Origin of the sequence: Pseudomonas sp. NPDC089758 (assembly GCF_044748705.1) — a bacterium.
Lineage (GTDB): Bacteria > Pseudomonadota > Gammaproteobacteria > Pseudomonadales > Pseudomonadaceae > Aquipseudomonas > Aquipseudomonas putida_X.
In genome coordinates this window covers 140,680-156,238 of sequence record NZ_JBIVGN010000011.1, presented here as the reverse complement: position 1 = coordinate 156,238, position 15,559 = coordinate 140,680, and the positions used below count along the sequence as shown (strand labels likewise).

Here is a 15,559-nt window from a genome sequence, read left to right as displayed (position 1 = left end):
GGCCCGCATGAGCGACTCACTGGAACTCAGCCTCGACGGCGTCGAACGCCGTTCGCTGGCTGACTTCACCGAACAGGCCTACCTCAACTATTCCATGTACGTGATCATGGACCGGGCCTTGCCGCACATCGGCGACGGCCTCAAGCCTGTGCAACGACGCATCGTCTATGCCATGAGCGAGTTGGGGCTCGATGCCGATGCCAAGCACAAGAAGTCGGCGCGTACCGTCGGCGACGTGCTCGGTAAATTCCACCCCCACGGCGATTCGGCCTGCTACGAAGCCATGGTGCTGATGGCGCAGCCGTTCAGCTACCGCTACACGCTGGTCGATGGCCAGGGTAACTGGGGGGCGCCGGACGATCCGAAGTCGTTCGCGGCGATGCGTTACACCGAAGCGCGCCTGTCGCGCTATTCCGAGGTGCTGCTCAGCGAACTGGGCCAGGGCACCGTGGACTGGGTGCCCAACTTCGACGGTACCCTGCAGGAACCTGCGGTACTGCCGGCACGGTTACCGAACATCCTGCTCAACGGCACCACCGGCATTGCCGTTGGCATGGCCACCGACGTGCCGCCACACAACCTGCGCGAAGTGGCCAGTGCCTGTGTGCGCCTGCTCGACGAGCCCAAGGCCACCCTCGAGCAGCTGTGTGAACACATCCAGGGGCCGGACTACCCGACCGAAGCTGAAATCATCACGCCGCGTGCCGAGATCCTCAAGATCTACGAAAGCGGCCGCGGTTCGATCCGCATGCGCGCCGTATACCGGGTCGAGGACGGCGACATTGTCGTCACTGCGTTGCCGCACCAGGTCTCCGGGGCCAAGGTGCTGGAGCAGATCGCCGCGCAGATGCAGGCGAAGAAGCTGCCCATGGTCGCTGACCTGCGTGACGAATCGGACCATGAAAACCCCTGTCGTATCGTGATCATCCCACGCTCCAACCGCGTGGATGCCGACGAACTGATGCAGCACCTGTTCGCCACTACCGAGCTGGAAAGCAGCTATCGGGTCAACGTCAACATCATCGGCCTGGACGGGCGGCCACAGCTCAAGAACCTGCGTGCCTTGCTTCTGGAGTGGCTGCAGTACCGTATCGGTACCGTTCGTCGTCGCCTGCAGCACCGCCTGGAGAAGGTCGAGCGGCGCCTGCACCTGTTGGAAGGCTTGCTCACTGCATTCCTCAATCTCGATGAAGTCATCCACATCATCCGTACCGAGGAGCATCCCAAGCAGGCACTGATCGCTCGTTTCGACCTCACCGAAATCCAGGCCGACTACATCCTTGAGACCCGCCTGCGCCAGCTGGCGCGTCTGGAGGAGATGAAAATCCGCGGTGAGCAGGACGAATTGCTCAAGGAGCAGGCCAAGCTGCTGGCCTTGCTCGGCAGCGATGCCAAGCTACGCAAGCTGGTACGCAGCGAACTGATCAAGGATGCGGAGACTTACGGCGACGACCGCCGGTCGCCGATCGTCGCGCGCGCCGAAGCCAAGGCACTGTCGGAAAACGAGCTGATGCCGACGGAGCCTGTCACCGTCGTGCTGTCGGAAAAAGGCTGGGTGCGTTGCGCCAAAGGCCACGACATCGATGCAACCGGCCTGTCGTACAAAGCGGGCGATGGCTTCAAGGCTGCAGCAGCGGGGCGTTCCAACCAGTTTGCCGTGCTCATCGATTCCACCGGGCGCAGCTACTCGGTGGCTGCGCATACCTTGCCATCGGCGCGTGGCCAGGGTGAGCCGCTGACCGGTCGCCTGACGCCGCCGCCGGGGGCTACCTTCGAATGCGTGCTGCTGCCGGAGGATGATGCGCTGTACGTGGTGGCATCGGATGCCGGTTACGGCTTTGTGGTCAAAGGTGAGGATTTGCAGGCCAAGAACAAGGCCGGCAAAGGGTTGCTCAGCCTGCCTAACGGGGCCAAGGTCATCGGCCCGCGCCCTGTGGCAAACCGTGAACAGGACTGGTTGGCGGCCGTGACCACCGAAGGTCGCTTGCTGGTATTCAAGGTCGCCGACCTGCCGCAACTGGGCAAAGGCAAGGGCAACAAGATTATCGGTGTGCCCGGTGATCGGGTCGCCAGCCGTGAAGAATATGTTACAGATCTGGCGGTGATCCCCGAGGGCGCCACCCTTGTATTGCAAGCTGGCAAGCGTACCCTGTCTTTGAAACCGGACGACCTCGAGCATTACAAGGGCGAGCGCGGGCGGCGGGGTAGCAAGCTGCCACGCGGGTTCCAGCGCGTTGACGGTTTGCAGGTGGAAAGTCCGGCATAAATCAGCAGAAATGTCTGGCGCGGCAATTTCAGCGCCGTTCCAGGCAGAAATGCTGGAGTCGGGCCGACATTTCGCGGATGATAGTGCACCTGTGGTGCCGGCGTGGCCGTGTGCCCGATTGAATCTATATCAGTATCAATGCGGTTAGCCTGGTGGCGACCGCCTGGATGGGATGAATGAAATTTCTGCGCCTTCCATTTGCGCTGTTGATGACGGGCCTGCTGGGGCTGAGCGGATGCAGCATGCATCAGCCGGTTGCCCTGTATCAGCTCGACAGCGGTGACCCTGGCCAGCCTTCGCAGAGTGCGGGCATGGCCGTGGTGCTCGGGCCGGTGTCGGTCGCTGATTACCTGCAGCGTGAAACCTTTTTGCAGCGCCAGCCGGATGGCAGCCTGAGTTCGGCGACGGACGGTCGTTGGGCCGGTAGCCTGTCGGCAGACATCGACCAACTGTTGGTGCGTCAGCTGGCCTGGCGCCTGGACAGCCAGCGGGTGGTCCTGGCACCGGCCAGCAGTGGCTTCTCGCCTGACGTACAGGTATTGCTGTCGATCACTCGTCTGGACTCGGGCAAGAACCAGCCGGCTATCCTCGACGCCCAATGGCGTTTGTTGGACCGCCGCGGGAATGTGCGTGACAACCGGATCGTTCACCTCGAGCAGCCGCACGAAGGCAGCGAGTCTTCGCAGGTACAGGCCCAGGGGCAGTTGTTGCAGAAGCTGGCAGAACAGTTGAGCGCTGCGGTCAAACCTTTGGCCAACCAGCCGGCGATCGCTGAAGAGTCGCGCAAAAAACCTGCAGCGCCGGTTCAGGTCAAGAAAGCACCGGAGAAGTCAAAGATCCCTATGGCTTCGCCTATTCGGACCGATATGGAAGTCTATCGGTTCTGATGCTTACCCCGGATACACAAAAGCCCGCACATGTGCGGGCTTTTTCATGGGTGTGAGATCAGGACACTCGGTATCACGCCCTGCGTTCGTGCATCCGCGCCAACTGCCGCTCCAGCATCGAGGGGTAGGGCTCCATCAAGCGTTCGACACAGCAGGCCCCTTCAGGGCTGGCAATTGGCCGAATGCGCGCACGCTGGCGAATCAGCGAGTCGTCACTGATCTGCCGCTCCACCAGCAGTAGGTTGCGGCTGTGTTGGGAGAGCGCCAGGGCGTCCTGGGCTTTTTCGGTCATCAGCAGATCTACCTGTTCCAGCCCCTGCAAATCATCGCCCAGGGCCAGGCCCAGTTGCAGTTGCAGGGTGATGCCGCTGTCGGCGACCTCGATCTGCAGGGCGTGGCCGAGTGCGCGCAGCAGCTCGCCGCAGCAGATTGCATTGGTCAGGTAATCCTCGCCGCAGTCGCGGCTGTGGAACAGCACCAACGTGCTGCCGTCGTTGAGCGTGTGGGTTTCGCCATCGTACAGCGACGCGGCCTGCTCCAGGCAGTCGCGGTAGCGCTCCAGCAACTCGGTCAGGCGGGTGCGCGGCAGCCGGCGCAGTTGCTCCTGCGATCCTAGCTGAACGGCCAGCACAGCAGTGCTCTGCGGCTCGTCGGACTCGACTGCTGCGGCCTTCGGCGCGCTTTCTTCGTGGTCCAGCAGGCCGGCAAAGGCTTCATCATCGTCTTCGTCGCCTACCTGAGCAGCAGCCTTGGCCCGTGGCGCAGCTTTGACCGGCGCAGGGGCATCGTGCAGATCGTCGAAGTCGTCTTCATCTTCATATTCCTCCGGTTCAGGCTCTGGAGGGGGCGGCGGGGCCAGGCGCGCATGCAGCTGACGGGCAATATCGCCGATCTCATCCTGACGATCGATCGCCGGGGTGTAGGGGTGCGGGTCACGCAGCCATACACGCAGTTGCAGCAGCGGCAGGGTGATGTGGCGGCCTTGGCGCAGGCTCAGGCTCAGTGCCAGGGCCAGCAGGATCGCGGCCAGGATGCCCATGCTCTGCAAGCTGATCAGCATCGGCTGCTGGAACTGGCTCATGTCCAGGCTGATGCGCAGTTGCCCGGCCGTCACGTCCTGGAAGGTGATCTTGGTCTGGTACAGGCCTTCGGCCTCACCCAGCAGGCTGTTGCGTGGGCGCTGCCCGGCTTCTGCCAGGATGCGGTTGTCCACGCTGTATATCGCTGCGTGGGCCACCAGCGGGTTCTTCACCAGGTTGCCCAACAGCACGTTAAGGCTGAGGATGTCGTTGGACACCAACAGCTCGGTCGCCGATGTGGCTGTCTGGGTGGTCAGGCTCTGGCCAAGGGCGTCCGCCTGCTCGTGCATGGCCTGCTTGAACTGCAGACCCATCACGCAGGCATAGATCACCAGCGCCAGCGCCACCAAGAAAATGTTGGTGCTGGCGATGCGCAGTGCCAGGGGAACGCGACGTTGGCGCAGGGCACGGAAGATCATGAGGAAGAAGTTGTCTGGTTTGACGGGCGTGGGCCGGTTCACAGAGCGCGGCTCTTAATGGCATGAAAGTGCTGCGCAGTATAGCGACCCGAGTTTTGTCGGCAAAGTATCGTTGGCGCCCGATGGTCACGGAAAATCGGTAGAATGCGCATTTTTCATCGAAGTCGGAGCCAGGTTGTGCGCGAAATCGTTCTGATCAACATCACCGGTGAGGACCGCCCGGGTCTCACTGCCGCCATCACCGGCGTCCTTCTCCAGGGCGGTGTGAACATTCTCGACATCGGCCTGGCTGTCATGCATGGCACCCTGTCGTTCGGCATTCTGGTCGATATTCCGGACAACGAAGTGGCCACCAGCCTGTTGCAGAGCGTGCAGTCCAAGGCCCATGAGCTGAACCTGCAGGCCCGCTACACGCCGATTTCCGAGTCTGATTACCAGCACTGGGCCGATGGCCAGGGCGAAGCCCGCTATATCGCTACCGTTCTCAGCCGCAAGATCACCCCGCAGCAACTGCAGGGTGTCAGTGCAGTCATCAGCCAGTACGGCCTGACCATCGAGCGTATCGAGCGGTTGTCTGCGCGTGTTGCGCTGGGCGTGCAGAGTGAGCATGGCAAAGCTGCCCTGGAAATTTCCGTGCGCGGAGAGCCAAGCGATGCCCAGGCCCTGCGTGCCGACTTCTTTGCCTTGTCCGAAGCGTTGAACATCGATATCGCCTTCCAGAAGGACGACCTGTTCCGTCGCAACCGCCGCCTGGCGGTGTTCGACATGGATTCGACCCTGATCGAAGCCGAAGTCATCGATGAACTGGCCAAGGCTGCCGGCGTCGGCGAGCAGGTGGCAGCGATCACCGAGCGGGCAATGCGCGGCGAACTGGACTTTCGTGCCAGCTTCAAGGAGCGCATGGCGCTGCTCAAAGGCCTGGACGTTGGTGTGCTGGACCAGATCGGCGCTTCACTGCGCCTCACCGAAGGTGCCGAGAACCTGTTCGCCGAGCTCAAGCGCATGGGCTACAAGACTGCGATCCTCTCGGGTGGTTTCACCTACTTTGCCAAGCAGGTGCAGGCGCGCCTGGGCATCGATTATGTGTTCGCCAACGAACTGGAAGTGGTTGATGGCAAGGTGACCGGTGTGGCGGTCGAGCCCATCGTCGATGCCCAGCGCAAGGCAGAGCTGCTGCAGCAGTTGGCGAGCGAAGAGGGCCTGCAACTGGAGCAGACCATTGCCGTAGGCGACGGTGCCAACGACCTGCCGATGCTGTCGCTGGCCGGTCTGGGCGTCGCCTTCCGCGCCAAGCCGCTGGTACGTCAATCGGCCAAACAGGCCATCTCGACCCTTGGGTTGGACGGCGTGCTCTATCTGCTGGGGCTGCGCGACCGCGACGCGCGGGGCTGACACAAGCCTCGCTGACAAAAAGGCCCTGCAATGGCTTCAGCCATGCAGGGCCTTTTCATTTTGGGCAGAATCAAGCCTGCGCGGGAACCGCCAACAACTCACCCATGCGCGTTGCCGAACCGGCACCCAGGGTTTCAGCCCACTTCACCTGCTCCGGCCCGAACAGCACGATAGCCGTGGAGCCCAGCTTGAAGCGGCCCAGTTCCGCACCCTTCTCCAGATGGATCGGCGCACGGCTGCCTTCGTCATAACGGAAGGTTTTAAGTTCGCGCTTGGGCGGGGTGACCAGGCCGGCCCACACGGTTTCGATCGAGGCAACGATCATCGCCCCCACCAGCACCACGGCCATCGGCCCGCGCTCGGTGTCGAACAGGCACACCACACGCTCATTGCGGGCAAACAGCTCAGGGACGTTTTCTGCAGTGGTCTGGTTCACCGAGAACAGGCGACCCGGCACATAGACCATTTCGCGCAGGGTACCGGCCAGCGGCATGTGCACGCGGTGGTAGTCCTTCGGCGACAGGTAGATGGTTGCGAATTCACCACCCATGAACGGGGCGGCCAGGGCCGGGTCGCCGCCGAGCAGCTCCAGGGCGCTGAAGCTGTGGCCCTTTGCCTGGAAGATGCGACCGTGTTCGATCGGGCCCAGCTGGCTAACAGCACCATCGGCCGGGCAGAGGATGGCCCCCGGCGTTTCGTCCAGCGGACGTGCACCCGGCTTGAGCGCCCGGGTGAAGAAGGCATTGAAGTGCTCGTAGGCGGTGAGGTCTTCGACCAGTGCCTCGCTCATGTTCACCTGGTAGCGCTTGGCGAACCAGGCGGTGAAGGCATTCTTGAACCAGCGTGCGCGGCACTCGGCGACGCAGCCGGCCAGCCGCGACAGCAGATGGTGCGGCAGCAGGTACTGGCTGATGATGAACAGACGGGATTTCATGCAGGTTCCTTAAACTTCTACAGGCGTGTCCGGATGGTTGCCCCATTCGCTCCACGAGCCGGCGTAGGCCTTGACGCGTGGGTAGCCGAGGGCTTTGGCCACCAGGTAGGTAAAGCCGGAGCGGCGGTGGGACTGGCAATGGGTGATCACTTCCTTGTCAGGGGTGATGCCCAGTTGCTGGAGGACTTGGGCGATGTCCTTGCGGATGCGCAGGTGGTCGTTGAGGTCCATGCCTGCAGTCCACTCGAAGTTGATCGCGCCGGGTATATGGCCACCTTTGGCTGCCAGGACCTTTTCACCGGAAAATTCTTGCGGGCCGCGAGCATCCCAGATAACCAGATCATCGGCGCCCAGGCGGCTTTGCAGGTATTCGCGGGTGGCGGTCGGTTCGCCATGCAGCTGCAGGCGCACCGGTACGGAGGCGGGCGGCGGCACCTCGGTCGAGAGCTTGTCCGCCGGCCAGGCCTGGATGCCGCCATTGAGGTAATGGCAGGCCTTGTGGCCGATGACGTCGAGCAGCCAGATGAAGCGCCCGGCCCAGCCGCCGCCCTCATCGTCGTACACCACGTAGACCGCATCGTCCCGGTGGCCAAGTTCGCTGAACAGTTTTTCCAGCTCGCCAATGGCCGGCAAAAGCCCCGGCGCGGGCGGCAGGCCCAGCTGGGTGCGCTTGCCTTCGACGAAGCGGGCGCCGGGGATATGGCCGCTGACATAGCGGTTGGCGCTACTCAGGTCGACCAGGATCAGCTGGGGGGACGCCAGGCGCGAAAGCAGGTCCGCAGGCTCGATCACCAGCGGTAGTCCGGCAAAATCAGTCATCCACGGTCTCCAGTGTGGAAAGGGGGGCGATTGTAGCGCAAGGGTCAGGCATTGCGGTTGGCAAACGCCGCAAGGGCGCGCTCGATACATTGCGCGGTTTTACCGAATGCTTGAACACTGACATCTGCCATCGGTTTACCGCCTTGGTCGGCCACTGCCAGCATCAGCACCTGGTTATTCACGGCCAGCGAGCGCAGCAACAGGTGTTCGCCACGGAAGAATGCCCGCAATGGGGCGGGCAGCAGGGCCGCGAACTGCGCATGGTTGTCTGGCGACAGGCGCAGCTGCGCGGCCTGGCCGACCAGTTTCTGCAACAGCTTGCTCTGCGTGACGGGCAGGGCGATGGTTGCAGCCTCCTTGGGCAAACCGGCCGTTTGCTGTACACGCAGGTAGTCACTGGCCTTGTCCAGGGTCAGCAGCATGATGCGCTGCATGCCGCAGGCCAACAGTGCTTCGCGGGCGTGGGTAGCCAGGTGCACGGCATTGGTGAAGGGGCTGGGCTGTGCCAACAGCGCTTGGCACAGCGCGCGCCAATGCCCGAGCGCCTCGCTGGAAGGTGGTGGCGGCGTTAGCATGTCCGGGTGCGGGCGACGCTGTTGCCAGGGCCAGATCAAGGCCTCGGCTGGGTGGAACAGGGCATGCCTGGCGTGCCGGCGAGCACTGGCGGCGGCCTGTTGGTGAACTTGCTGTTGCACGTCCTCCAGTGTGGTCTGCAGGTACAGCGCGGTAAGCAATTGCCAGCGCAGCAGGTGCGGGTTGTCCCAGCCTACCTGTGCCGCCAGCGCCAGGTTGTTGGCCAGCAGCACGGTATTGGCCGGCTGGTTGAACCAGCGGCTCAGTGCCGGCGCCTCATCCAGGCGGTGCTGCTGGCTAAGCAGGTCCTGGTCGCGGGCGATGCTCAGTATCTGCCCCAGTTGCTCACGCTCTTCAAGAAGCATGCGGTAACCCTGGGTGACCCATTGCGACAGGCGCCAGTGTTCGGCCATGGCTTGGCATAGCGCCAGGATGCGCACGCCAAACAGTTCGAGCTCGACCTCTTGCGCCTCTTCGCCCTTGTGGATAACCCGCAGTTCCCACGCGTCCAGCAGCTTGGGGTAGGCCAAGGCCAACGGCCATAGTGGCGAGAGGAACAGCAGGCTACCCCAGTGAATTTCCTGCCACAGCCGTGCAAGGCGGCTGGCGAACAGGCCGCTGGCCTGCTGCGAAGCATGTTGGCTGATCAGCAGGAACTGGCGCAGCACCGGCGGGATGTCCTCGTCCGGCAGCGCTGGCAGGCGGGTAAGCAATTCCCTGGTGCGTGCCAGGCCCAGCCTGTTCAGGGCGATTTCCAGGCTTTCGGCGGGCTCTGCCTGGCTGGCATTGGCGGGATGATTGGCCTCGCGCATCACCGACAGCACCAGGGCCGGGCTGTCCTGCATCAGTTCGGCGATATCGCGAAGCGAACGGCGGCTATCGTTGATAGCGCTCATGACCCGGTCATAACTCTGCTTCGGCACCGGTACACGAATACCGTCCAGCAGCTTTACCCAGGCCTCTAGCGTACGCGGATTCTGAGTGGGCACCTTGGATTCCATTGGCATTTTGACATCAGTCCGAACTGGCTTTTCGCTTTGAGTGGCTATAGTCTGGCGCAGTTCTGCCGATAAGTAGAAGAAGAGTTTTAAAGCTCCCGTCCCTCATCCTGACCACGACAGCAAGTGCTTTGAACCTATGGCTAAAATTATCGGCATCATCGTCGTATTCGCGAGCGTGCTCGGCGGATATGTGCTCTCCCACGGCAAGATTGCGGCACTGATCCAGCCGTTCGAAGTGCTGATCATCGGCGGTGCAGCCTTTGGCGCCTTCATGCAGGCCAACCCTGGTTACATGACCATGCATGTAGTCAAGAAGTCGCTGAAGATGTTCGGCACGCGCTTCACCCACACCTTCTACCTGGAAGTGCTGGGCCTGGTGTACGAAATCCTCAACAAGAGCCGTCGCGAAGGCATGATGGCGATCGAGAGCGACATCGAAGACGCCGCAGCCAGCCCGATCTTTGCCAAATACCCAGCGGTGCTGGGTGATGAACGCATGACCGCCTTCATCTGCGACTACCTGCGCATCATGTCCACCGGCAACATGGCACCCCACGAACTCGAAGGCTTGTTCGACATGGAGCTGCTGAGCATGAAAGAAGAGCTCGAGCACCCGTCGCATGCGGTCAACGGCATTGCCGACGGCATGCCCGGTTTCGGTATCGTCGCAGCTGTACTGGGCATCGTGGTGACCATGGCGTCTCTGGGCGAGGGCGACCAGGCCTCGATCGGCCTGCACGTCGGCGCGGCGCTGGTCGGTACCTTCTTCGGTATCCTTGCAGCCTATGGTTTCTTTGGCCCGCTGGCCAAGTGCCTGGAGCACGATGCCAAGGAAGAGCTCAACCTCTATGAATCGATCAAGGCTTCGCTGGTCGCGTCTGCTTCTGGCATGCCACCTTCGCTGGCCGTTGAATTCGGGCGCAAGGTGCTGTATCCGAAGCATCGCCCGAGCTTTGCCGAGCTGGAACAAGCAGTTCGCGGTCGCTGAGTCATGGAAAACAATCAGCCGATAATCATCAAGCGCGTCAAGCGCTACGGTGGTGGCCACCATGGCGGCGCCTGGAAGATCGCTTTCGCTGACTTCGCCACGGCGATGATGGCGTTCTTCCTGGTGCTGTGGCTGCTGTCCACTGCCACGCCCGAGCAGAAGATCGCCATTGCCGGTTACTTCAAGGACCCGATCGGTTTCTCCGAGAGCGGAACGCCTTATGTGATCGATCTTGGTGGTTCGCCCCAGCTTGCGCCGGAAAAGACCATCAACCCGGAAGAAAAGTCCGAGCCTACGCCCGATACCAGCATCCAGTTGGACCAGGATCAGGTCGAGACCATGGCTGATCAGGTTGAGCGAGAACGCCTCGAACTGCTGTTGCAGGAGCTGCAGAACAAGGTCGAGGAAAACCCGCAGCTGCAGAAATTCAAGGACCAGATTCTCTTCGAGATCACTCAGGACGGCTTGCGCATCCAGATCATGGATGCCGAGAACCGGCCGATGTTCGATATCGGCAGTGCCCGACTGCAGCCGTATTTCGAAGACATTCTGCTGGCCATGGCCGACACCATCAAGGCAGTGCCGAACAAGATCAGCGTCAGTGGCCACACCGATGCCAAGCCTTATTCGGGCAGCGGAGAGTTCGGCAACTGGGAGCTGTCGGCCAATCGCGCCAATGCCGCACGGCGGGCGCTGGTTGCCGGTGGCTATCCAGATGACCAGGTCGCGCGGGTAGTGGGTTATGCGTCGTCTTCGCTGTTCGATCGCAAAGACCCTTTCAACCCGGTAAACCGCCGTATCGACATCATCGTCCTGACCAAGAAGGCCCAGCGCAACATTGAGGGTGAGCAGGGGACGGCGCCTGCACAGCCTAGCCAGCCAGCGCCGCCTGCCGGCGCTGCGCCAGGTGCGCCGGTGGCACCTGCTGCGCAGGATGCACCCATGCAACCGCGTGAACTGCGCCAGAAGCTGAACATCTTCGAGGAAGGGACCTTGAAGATGGACGAGCCCAAGGGCCAGTGACGGAGGGGCCGCCCAGCGGCCCCAATGCATCAGAACCCCCGCCGGATCTTGGCCTTCAGATCCGCATGAAAGAAATCTGCATTGTCCCGGTCGGCACAGCTTCCGCGTCCTGGGGGTAACGTCATGGCACGGGTGAACGTGCACTCATCGTGATAGGCCCGCACAAACAGGTCGATGTGCTTGCGCTCGCGCATTACCGGCCACCTGCCAAAACACTCAGGTAGCGCGCCGCCGTTGCTTTGATAAAGGCTGACACGCCGGCTGCTCATGACTGCAGCCCCCAGCAGCCAGGGTGTCCACCAGTCGGCGGCGGCCCATTCGGACAAAAGGCCAATCCAGTGGGTTGCATCGCCCATGGATCGGCAGAAGTTGCCATACAGATCTTCGCGGGTCTGCCCTTGGCAGTCGAACAGGACCAGCTGCGTCGGAATGCTTTCGAGCAGCAGGCGTTCATTGAGGATAAAGGCGTCAAGCCGCTCTTCGTGGCGGTAAGTGATTAAAACCGGCATCGCGGTTGCCCTCCCTGATAGGAAGTCATGACCATCAGGGAAAGCAGCAGGCGGGGCAATAGATGACGGCGAAACCGGAAGAGCCCTACGAGGGTAGGTAATATTTCCTACGAATCAGTAGTTGTCATCCGGCAGGCTGGCAATGATCGAGCGGTAGCTGTTCATGCGCTGCTGCTTGATACGGCCATCTTCGAGTGCCCTGAGCAGGGCACAGCCTGGCTCGCGATCATGCTTGCAGTCGCGAAAGCGGCAGGTGCCGAACAGGTCGCGGAACTCGATGAAGCCGTCTTCCACATCATCACGGCTGACATGGCCAAGGCCGAACTCTCGGATGCCTGGCGAGTCGATCAGGTCGCCGCCATTGGGAAAGTGGTAAAGGCGCGCAGTGGTGGTGGTGTGGGTGCCTTGGCCCGACCATTCGGACAGGTCGCCGACCCGGGTGTCAGCAGCAGGCAGCAGGCTGTTGACCAGAGATGACTTGCCCACACCCGACTGGCCGACGAACACGCTGATATGGCCGTCCAGCATCTGCTGCAGGCGCTGCATGCCGTCGCCGTGGTGGGCAGAGACCTCCAGCAACGGGTAGCCCAGGTCGCGGTACACCTCGAGCAAGGCATGGAGTGCGGGGCCGTTCTCGTCGTTGATCAGGTCGGCTTTGTTCAGCAGCAACAGTGGGCGGATGCCCGCGTGCTCGGCGGCGACCAGATAACGGTCGATCAGGTTCGGATGCGGCTCGGGCGCTGGCGCGAAGACGATGACGATGAGGTCGACGTTGGCGGCAACCGGCTTGAGCTGACCGTGGTTGTTCGGCCGGCACAGCTCGGTGCTGCGCGGCATCTGCGCGACGATTACGCCAATGCCCTGGTTGCCGGCACGCCAGACCACGCGGTCACCGGTGACCAGCGCCGGCAGGTTTGCGCGCAGGTGGCAGCGCACGACCTGGCCTTCAGCCTCGCCGTCCTGAGCCTCCACCTCGACCTGCACGCCAAAGTGAGCGATCACCAGGCCCAGTTGCTCCGGCCCCAGGTCACCCCCTTCCAGCTCCTGCAGCGCATGCTGCTCGCGTTTGGCAGCGCGAGCGGCGCGTTCGTTCTGGATCTTTTCGATACGCCAGTTCTGGCGGCGATTGAGCTGGCGTTTGGCCATTAGTGTTCCGTGCGAGTTGCGTGAGAGAGCCGTGGTGAGGCATTGAAAGCGGCAGGCAGTTTAGCACGACGGGCGGCGGACCATTCTGGTTACCTTTGCGCCGGGAATGCGCTGGCCCATGCCGCTAGGCTACTATGACGGCCTATACGAGGAGCCCTTCATGCAGAACCCACAGAACCTGATCTGGATCGATCTGGAAATGACCGGCCTGGATCCGGACACCGACGTCATCATCGAGATGGCCACCATCGTCACTGACAGCGAGCTGAACACGCTGGCCGAAGGGCCGGTGATCGCCATCCACCACAGTGACGAAGTGCTGGCGCGCATGGATGAGTGGAATACCCGCACCCACGGCGGCTCGGGGTTGACCCAGCGTGTTCGCGAAAGCAAGGTCAGCATGGCCGAGGCCGAAGCGCAGACCATCGCCTTCCTGGAGCAATGGGTCCCCAAAGGCAAGTCGCCGATCTGTGGCAACAGCATCTGCCAGGACCGCCGCTTCCTCTATCGCCATATGCGCAGCCTGGAAAACTACTTCCACTATCGCAACCTCGATGTCTCCACAGTCAAGGAGCTGGCTGCGCGCTGGGCACCGGACGTGCGGGACAGCTTCAAGAAGGGCGGCACCCACCTGGCGCTGGACGATATCCGCGAGTCGATCGCCGAACTGCGCCACTACCGCACGCACTTCATCAAGGTGTGAGGTGAAAGCGGGCGCATAGAATGTGCGTGCGCCCTCTTTTGGTGCCTTGGGCAACTGGTTAGACTGCGCGCCTTTCCCGCACGGACCCGCGCCATGTTGTTGATGCTCTACCTTATCGCCATCACTGCCGAAGCCATGACTGGCGCTCTGTCCGCCGGGCGACGCGGTATGGACTGGTTTGGCGTGGTGCTGATCGCCTGTGTGACTGCACTGGGTGGTGGCTCGGTGCGTGATGTGCTGCTCGGGCACTATCCACTGACTTGGGTGAAGCATCCGGAATACCTGGTGCTGACCAGCTTCGCCGCGCTGCTGACGATTTTCATCGCACCGATGATGCGCCGCCTGCGGTCGCTGTTCCTGGTGCTGGATGCCTTGGGGTTGGTGGCTTTCACCCTGATTGGCTGCATGACTGCGCTCGAGATGGGGCAGGGCATGTTGGTGGCGTCGATCAGTGGCGTCATTACAGGGGTGTTCGGCGGGATCCTCAGGGATATTTTCTGCAACGATATCCCGCTGGTGTTCCGGCGCGAGCTGTATGCCAGCGTGTCGTTTGCCGCAGCGTGGTTCTACCTGGGCTGTGTGTATTTCAAGGTGCCGGCAGAGCAGGCCATGCTGCTGACCTTGTTTGGTGGGTTCCTGGTGCGGCTGTTGGCGATCCGCTTCCATTGGGAAATGCCCAAGTTTCACTACAACGACCAGCAGTGAACGCCTGAGGCTGCTTTGCGCCCCCGGCTACCTAATGCCATGCCGCGCCAGCGCCCACTCCACATGTTCACGCACCAGTTGCGAAGGGTCTTCCCGGCGGGCCTTCAAGGCTTCCAGTACCGGAATCGTCGAAGGCGCATTGCCCAGCCCCACTGCCAGGTTGCGTAGCCAGCGCTCATACCCGGCGCGCCGCAGCGGCCCGCCTTCGGTCTTGCGTAAAAATGTCTTTTCATCCCACATGAACATCTCGGCCAGCTCGGCATTCTCCAGGCCATGCCTGGGCTGGAAGTCGTTTTCCTGGGTGGGGCGTGCAAAACGATTCCACGGGCAGACGATCTGGCAGTCATCGCAACCGAACACCCGATTGCCCATCATCGCGCGCAGCTCCACAGGAATGGCGCCTTTCAATTCGATGGTCAGGTAGGAAATGCAGCGCCTGGCATCCAGCACATAGGGCCCGACAAAGGCCTTGGTCGGGCAGATGTCCAGGCACGCCTGGCAGCGCCCGCAATGCTCGCTGGCATGCGCCTCGTCTACCGGCAGCGGCAGGTCGACGAAAAGTTCGGCCAAGAAGAAGTAGCTACCTGCCTTGCGGTTGAGCAGCAGGGTGTTCTTGCCGATCCAGCCCAGCCCCGCCTGTTCGGCAATGGCCTTTTCCAGCACCGGAGCACTGTCGACGAATGCCCGGTAGCCGAACGGGCCGATGTCTTCCTGGATGCGATCGGCCAGGTGCTGCACGCGTTTGCGCACCAGCTTGTGGTAGTCGCGGCCAAGGGCATAGCGCGAGACGTAGGCTTTTTCCGGCTGGGCCAGGCGTTGCGCCATCTGTGTATCGCCGGGCAGGTAGTCCATGCGCAGCGAAACCACCCGTACGGTGCCAGGGATCAGCTGGTCGGGGTGGGCGCGTTTGCCATCGTGGGCGGCCAGGTATTCCATCTCGCCCTGGTAACCTGCGTCGAGCCAGCGCTGCAGGTGCTGTTCGTGCTCGCCAAGGTCCACACCGGCGATGCCGACGTGGGCAAAACCGAGTTCTCGGCCCCAATTTTTGATCGATTGGGCCAGGGCGGCGAGGTCAAGTGTGCAAGCGGACATGGATGGGCAAGGCAATACGGGCT

General features: G+C 62.2%; 14 protein-coding genes. 7 read left to right on the top strand and 7 right to left on the bottom strand.

Going from position 1 to position 15,559, the window contains the following annotated elements; genetic code table 11:
• Window positions 1-7 precede the first annotated feature (7 nt).
• Together parC and ACIPZH_RS16585 are read left to right on the top strand one after the other, a co-directional pair.
• Window positions 8-2,266: a DNA topoisomerase IV subunit A gene (gene parC, locus ACIPZH_RS16590; RefSeq protein ID WP_241806264.1), complete on the top strand. Its 2,259-nt coding sequence runs from the start codon at window positions 8-10 to the stop codon at window positions 2,264-2,266.
• Window positions 2,267-2,442: 176 nt separating this feature from the next.
• A complete protein-coding gene (locus tag ACIPZH_RS16585; protein WP_241806263.1) occupies window positions 2,443-3,153 on the top strand; it encodes a membrane integrity-associated transporter subunit PqiC in 711 nt (236 codons plus the stop codon).
• 73 nt (window positions 3,154-3,226) lie between these two features.
• Here the strand turns inward: ACIPZH_RS16585 and ACIPZH_RS16580 are convergent, their stop codons facing one another.
• Window positions 3,227-4,693 (bottom strand): AhpA/YtjB family protein, encoded by a 1,467-nt coding sequence (locus tag ACIPZH_RS16580; protein WP_241806262.1) that lies wholly within the window; start codon window positions 4,691-4,693, stop codon window positions 3,227-3,229.
• A gap of 135 nt (window positions 4,694-4,828) precedes the next feature.
• Between ACIPZH_RS16580 and serB the strand changes: the two genes are divergently transcribed.
• The gene (gene serB, locus ACIPZH_RS16575; protein WP_400636926.1) at window positions 4,829-6,043 is read left to right on the top strand and encodes a phosphoserine phosphatase SerB; all 1,215 of its coding nucleotides are present in this window, start codon (window positions 4,829-4,831) and stop codon (window positions 6,041-6,043) included.
• A 70-nt stretch (window positions 6,044-6,113) separates the two neighbouring features.
• Here the strand turns inward: serB and asd are convergent, their stop codons facing one another.
• Genes asd through ACIPZH_RS16560 form a run of 3 tightly spaced genes read right to left on the bottom strand, consistent with a single transcriptional unit; the run spans window position 6,114 to window position 9,376 of the window.
• A complete protein-coding gene (gene asd, locus ACIPZH_RS16570; protein WP_267819128.1) occupies window positions 6,114-6,977 on the bottom strand; it encodes an archaetidylserine decarboxylase in 864 nt (287 codons plus the stop codon).
• Window positions 6,978-6,986: 9 nt separating this feature from the next.
• The gene (locus ACIPZH_RS16565; protein WP_241806259.1) at window positions 6,987-7,796 is read right to left on the bottom strand and encodes a rhodanese-like domain-containing protein; all 810 of its coding nucleotides are present in this window, start codon (window positions 7,794-7,796) and stop codon (window positions 6,987-6,989) included.
• 44 nt (window positions 7,797-7,840) lie between these two features.
• Entirely contained in the window at window positions 7,841-9,376 is a 1,536-nt protein-coding gene (locus ACIPZH_RS16560) for an HDOD domain-containing protein (RefSeq protein ID WP_400636924.1), read from the bottom strand.
• Window positions 9,377-9,506: 130 nt separating this feature from the next.
• Here ACIPZH_RS16560 and motA point away from each other — a divergent pair, with 130 nt between their 5' ends.
• A complete protein-coding gene (motA, locus tag ACIPZH_RS16555) occupies window positions 9,507-10,358 on the top strand; it encodes a flagellar motor stator protein MotA (RefSeq protein ID WP_267819122.1) in 852 nt (283 codons plus the stop codon).
• 3 nt (window positions 10,359-10,361) lie between these two features.
• Complete coding sequence (gene motB, locus ACIPZH_RS16550; protein ID WP_400636922.1) at window positions 10,362-11,381, top strand: flagellar motor protein MotB; 1,020 nt, start codon at window positions 10,362-10,364, stop codon at window positions 11,379-11,381.
• A gap of 29 nt (window positions 11,382-11,410) precedes the next feature.
• Here motB and ACIPZH_RS16545 read toward each other — a convergent pair whose 3' ends face one another.
• Window positions 11,411-11,890, bottom strand: coding sequence for a molecular chaperone Tir (locus ACIPZH_RS16545; RefSeq protein ID WP_267819118.1), 480 nt, complete (start codon window positions 11,888-11,890; stop codon window positions 11,411-11,413).
• A 114-nt stretch (window positions 11,891-12,004) separates the two neighbouring features.
• Window positions 12,005-13,036 (bottom strand): small ribosomal subunit biogenesis GTPase RsgA, encoded by a 1,032-nt coding sequence (gene rsgA, locus ACIPZH_RS16540; RefSeq protein ID WP_400636920.1) that lies wholly within the window; start codon window positions 13,034-13,036, stop codon window positions 12,005-12,007.
• A 160-nt stretch (window positions 13,037-13,196) separates the two neighbouring features.
• Here rsgA and orn point away from each other — a divergent pair, with 160 nt between their 5' ends.
• On the top strand, window positions 13,197-13,739 hold the full coding sequence (orn, locus tag ACIPZH_RS16535) for an oligoribonuclease (protein ID WP_400636919.1): 543 nt from the start codon (window positions 13,197-13,199) through the stop codon (window positions 13,737-13,739).
• A gap of 93 nt (window positions 13,740-13,832) precedes the next feature.
• On the top strand, window positions 13,833-14,444 hold the full coding sequence (locus tag ACIPZH_RS16530) for a trimeric intracellular cation channel family protein (protein WP_003249516.1): 612 nt from the start codon (window positions 13,833-13,835) through the stop codon (window positions 14,442-14,444).
• 27 nt (window positions 14,445-14,471) lie between these two features.
• Here the strand turns inward: ACIPZH_RS16530 and queG are convergent, their stop codons facing one another.
• Entirely contained in the window at window positions 14,472-15,536 is a 1,065-nt protein-coding gene (queG, locus tag ACIPZH_RS16525; RefSeq protein WP_400636918.1) for a tRNA epoxyqueuosine(34) reductase QueG, read from the bottom strand.
• Window positions 15,537-15,559 lie beyond the last annotated feature (23 nt).

Excerpts from the sequence above, each read along its gene's own strand:
- motB (WP_400636922.1), top strand. The coding sequence starts at position 10,362 with ATGGAAAACAATCAGCCGATAATCATCAAGCGCGTCAAGCGCTACGGT.
- asd (WP_267819128.1), bottom strand. The coding sequence starts at position 6,977 with ATGAAATCCCGTCTGTTCATCATCAGCCAGTACCTGCTGCCGCACCAT.
- orn (WP_400636919.1), top strand. The coding sequence starts at position 13,197 with ATGCAGAACCCACAGAACCTGATCTGGATCGATCTGGAAATGACCGGC.
- motA (WP_267819122.1), top strand. The coding sequence starts at position 9,507 with ATGGCTAAAATTATCGGCATCATCGTCGTATTCGCGAGCGTGCTCGGC.
- ACIPZH_RS16565 (WP_241806259.1), bottom strand. The coding sequence starts at position 7,796 with ATGACTGATTTTGCCGGACTACCGCTGGTGATCGAGCCTGCGGACCTG.
- ACIPZH_RS16560 (WP_400636924.1), bottom strand. The coding sequence starts at position 9,376 with ATGCCAATGGAATCCAAGGTGCCCACTCAGAATCCGCGTACGCTAGAG.
- queG (WP_400636918.1), bottom strand. The coding sequence starts at position 15,536 with ATGTCCGCTTGCACACTTGACCTCGCCGCCCTGGCCCAATCGATCAAA.
- rsgA (WP_400636920.1), bottom strand. The coding sequence starts at position 13,036 with ATGGCCAAACGCCAGCTCAATCGCCGCCAGAACTGGCGTATCGAAAAG.
- ACIPZH_RS16585 (WP_241806263.1), top strand. The coding sequence starts at position 2,443 with ATGAAATTTCTGCGCCTTCCATTTGCGCTGTTGATGACGGGCCTGCTG.
- ACIPZH_RS16545 (WP_267819118.1), bottom strand. The coding sequence starts at position 11,890 with ATGCCGGTTTTAATCACTTACCGCCACGAAGAGCGGCTTGACGCCTTT.
- parC (WP_241806264.1), top strand. The coding sequence starts at position 8 with ATGAGCGACTCACTGGAACTCAGCCTCGACGGCGTCGAACGCCGTTCG.
- ACIPZH_RS16530 (WP_003249516.1), top strand. The coding sequence starts at position 13,833 with ATGTTGTTGATGCTCTACCTTATCGCCATCACTGCCGAAGCCATGACT.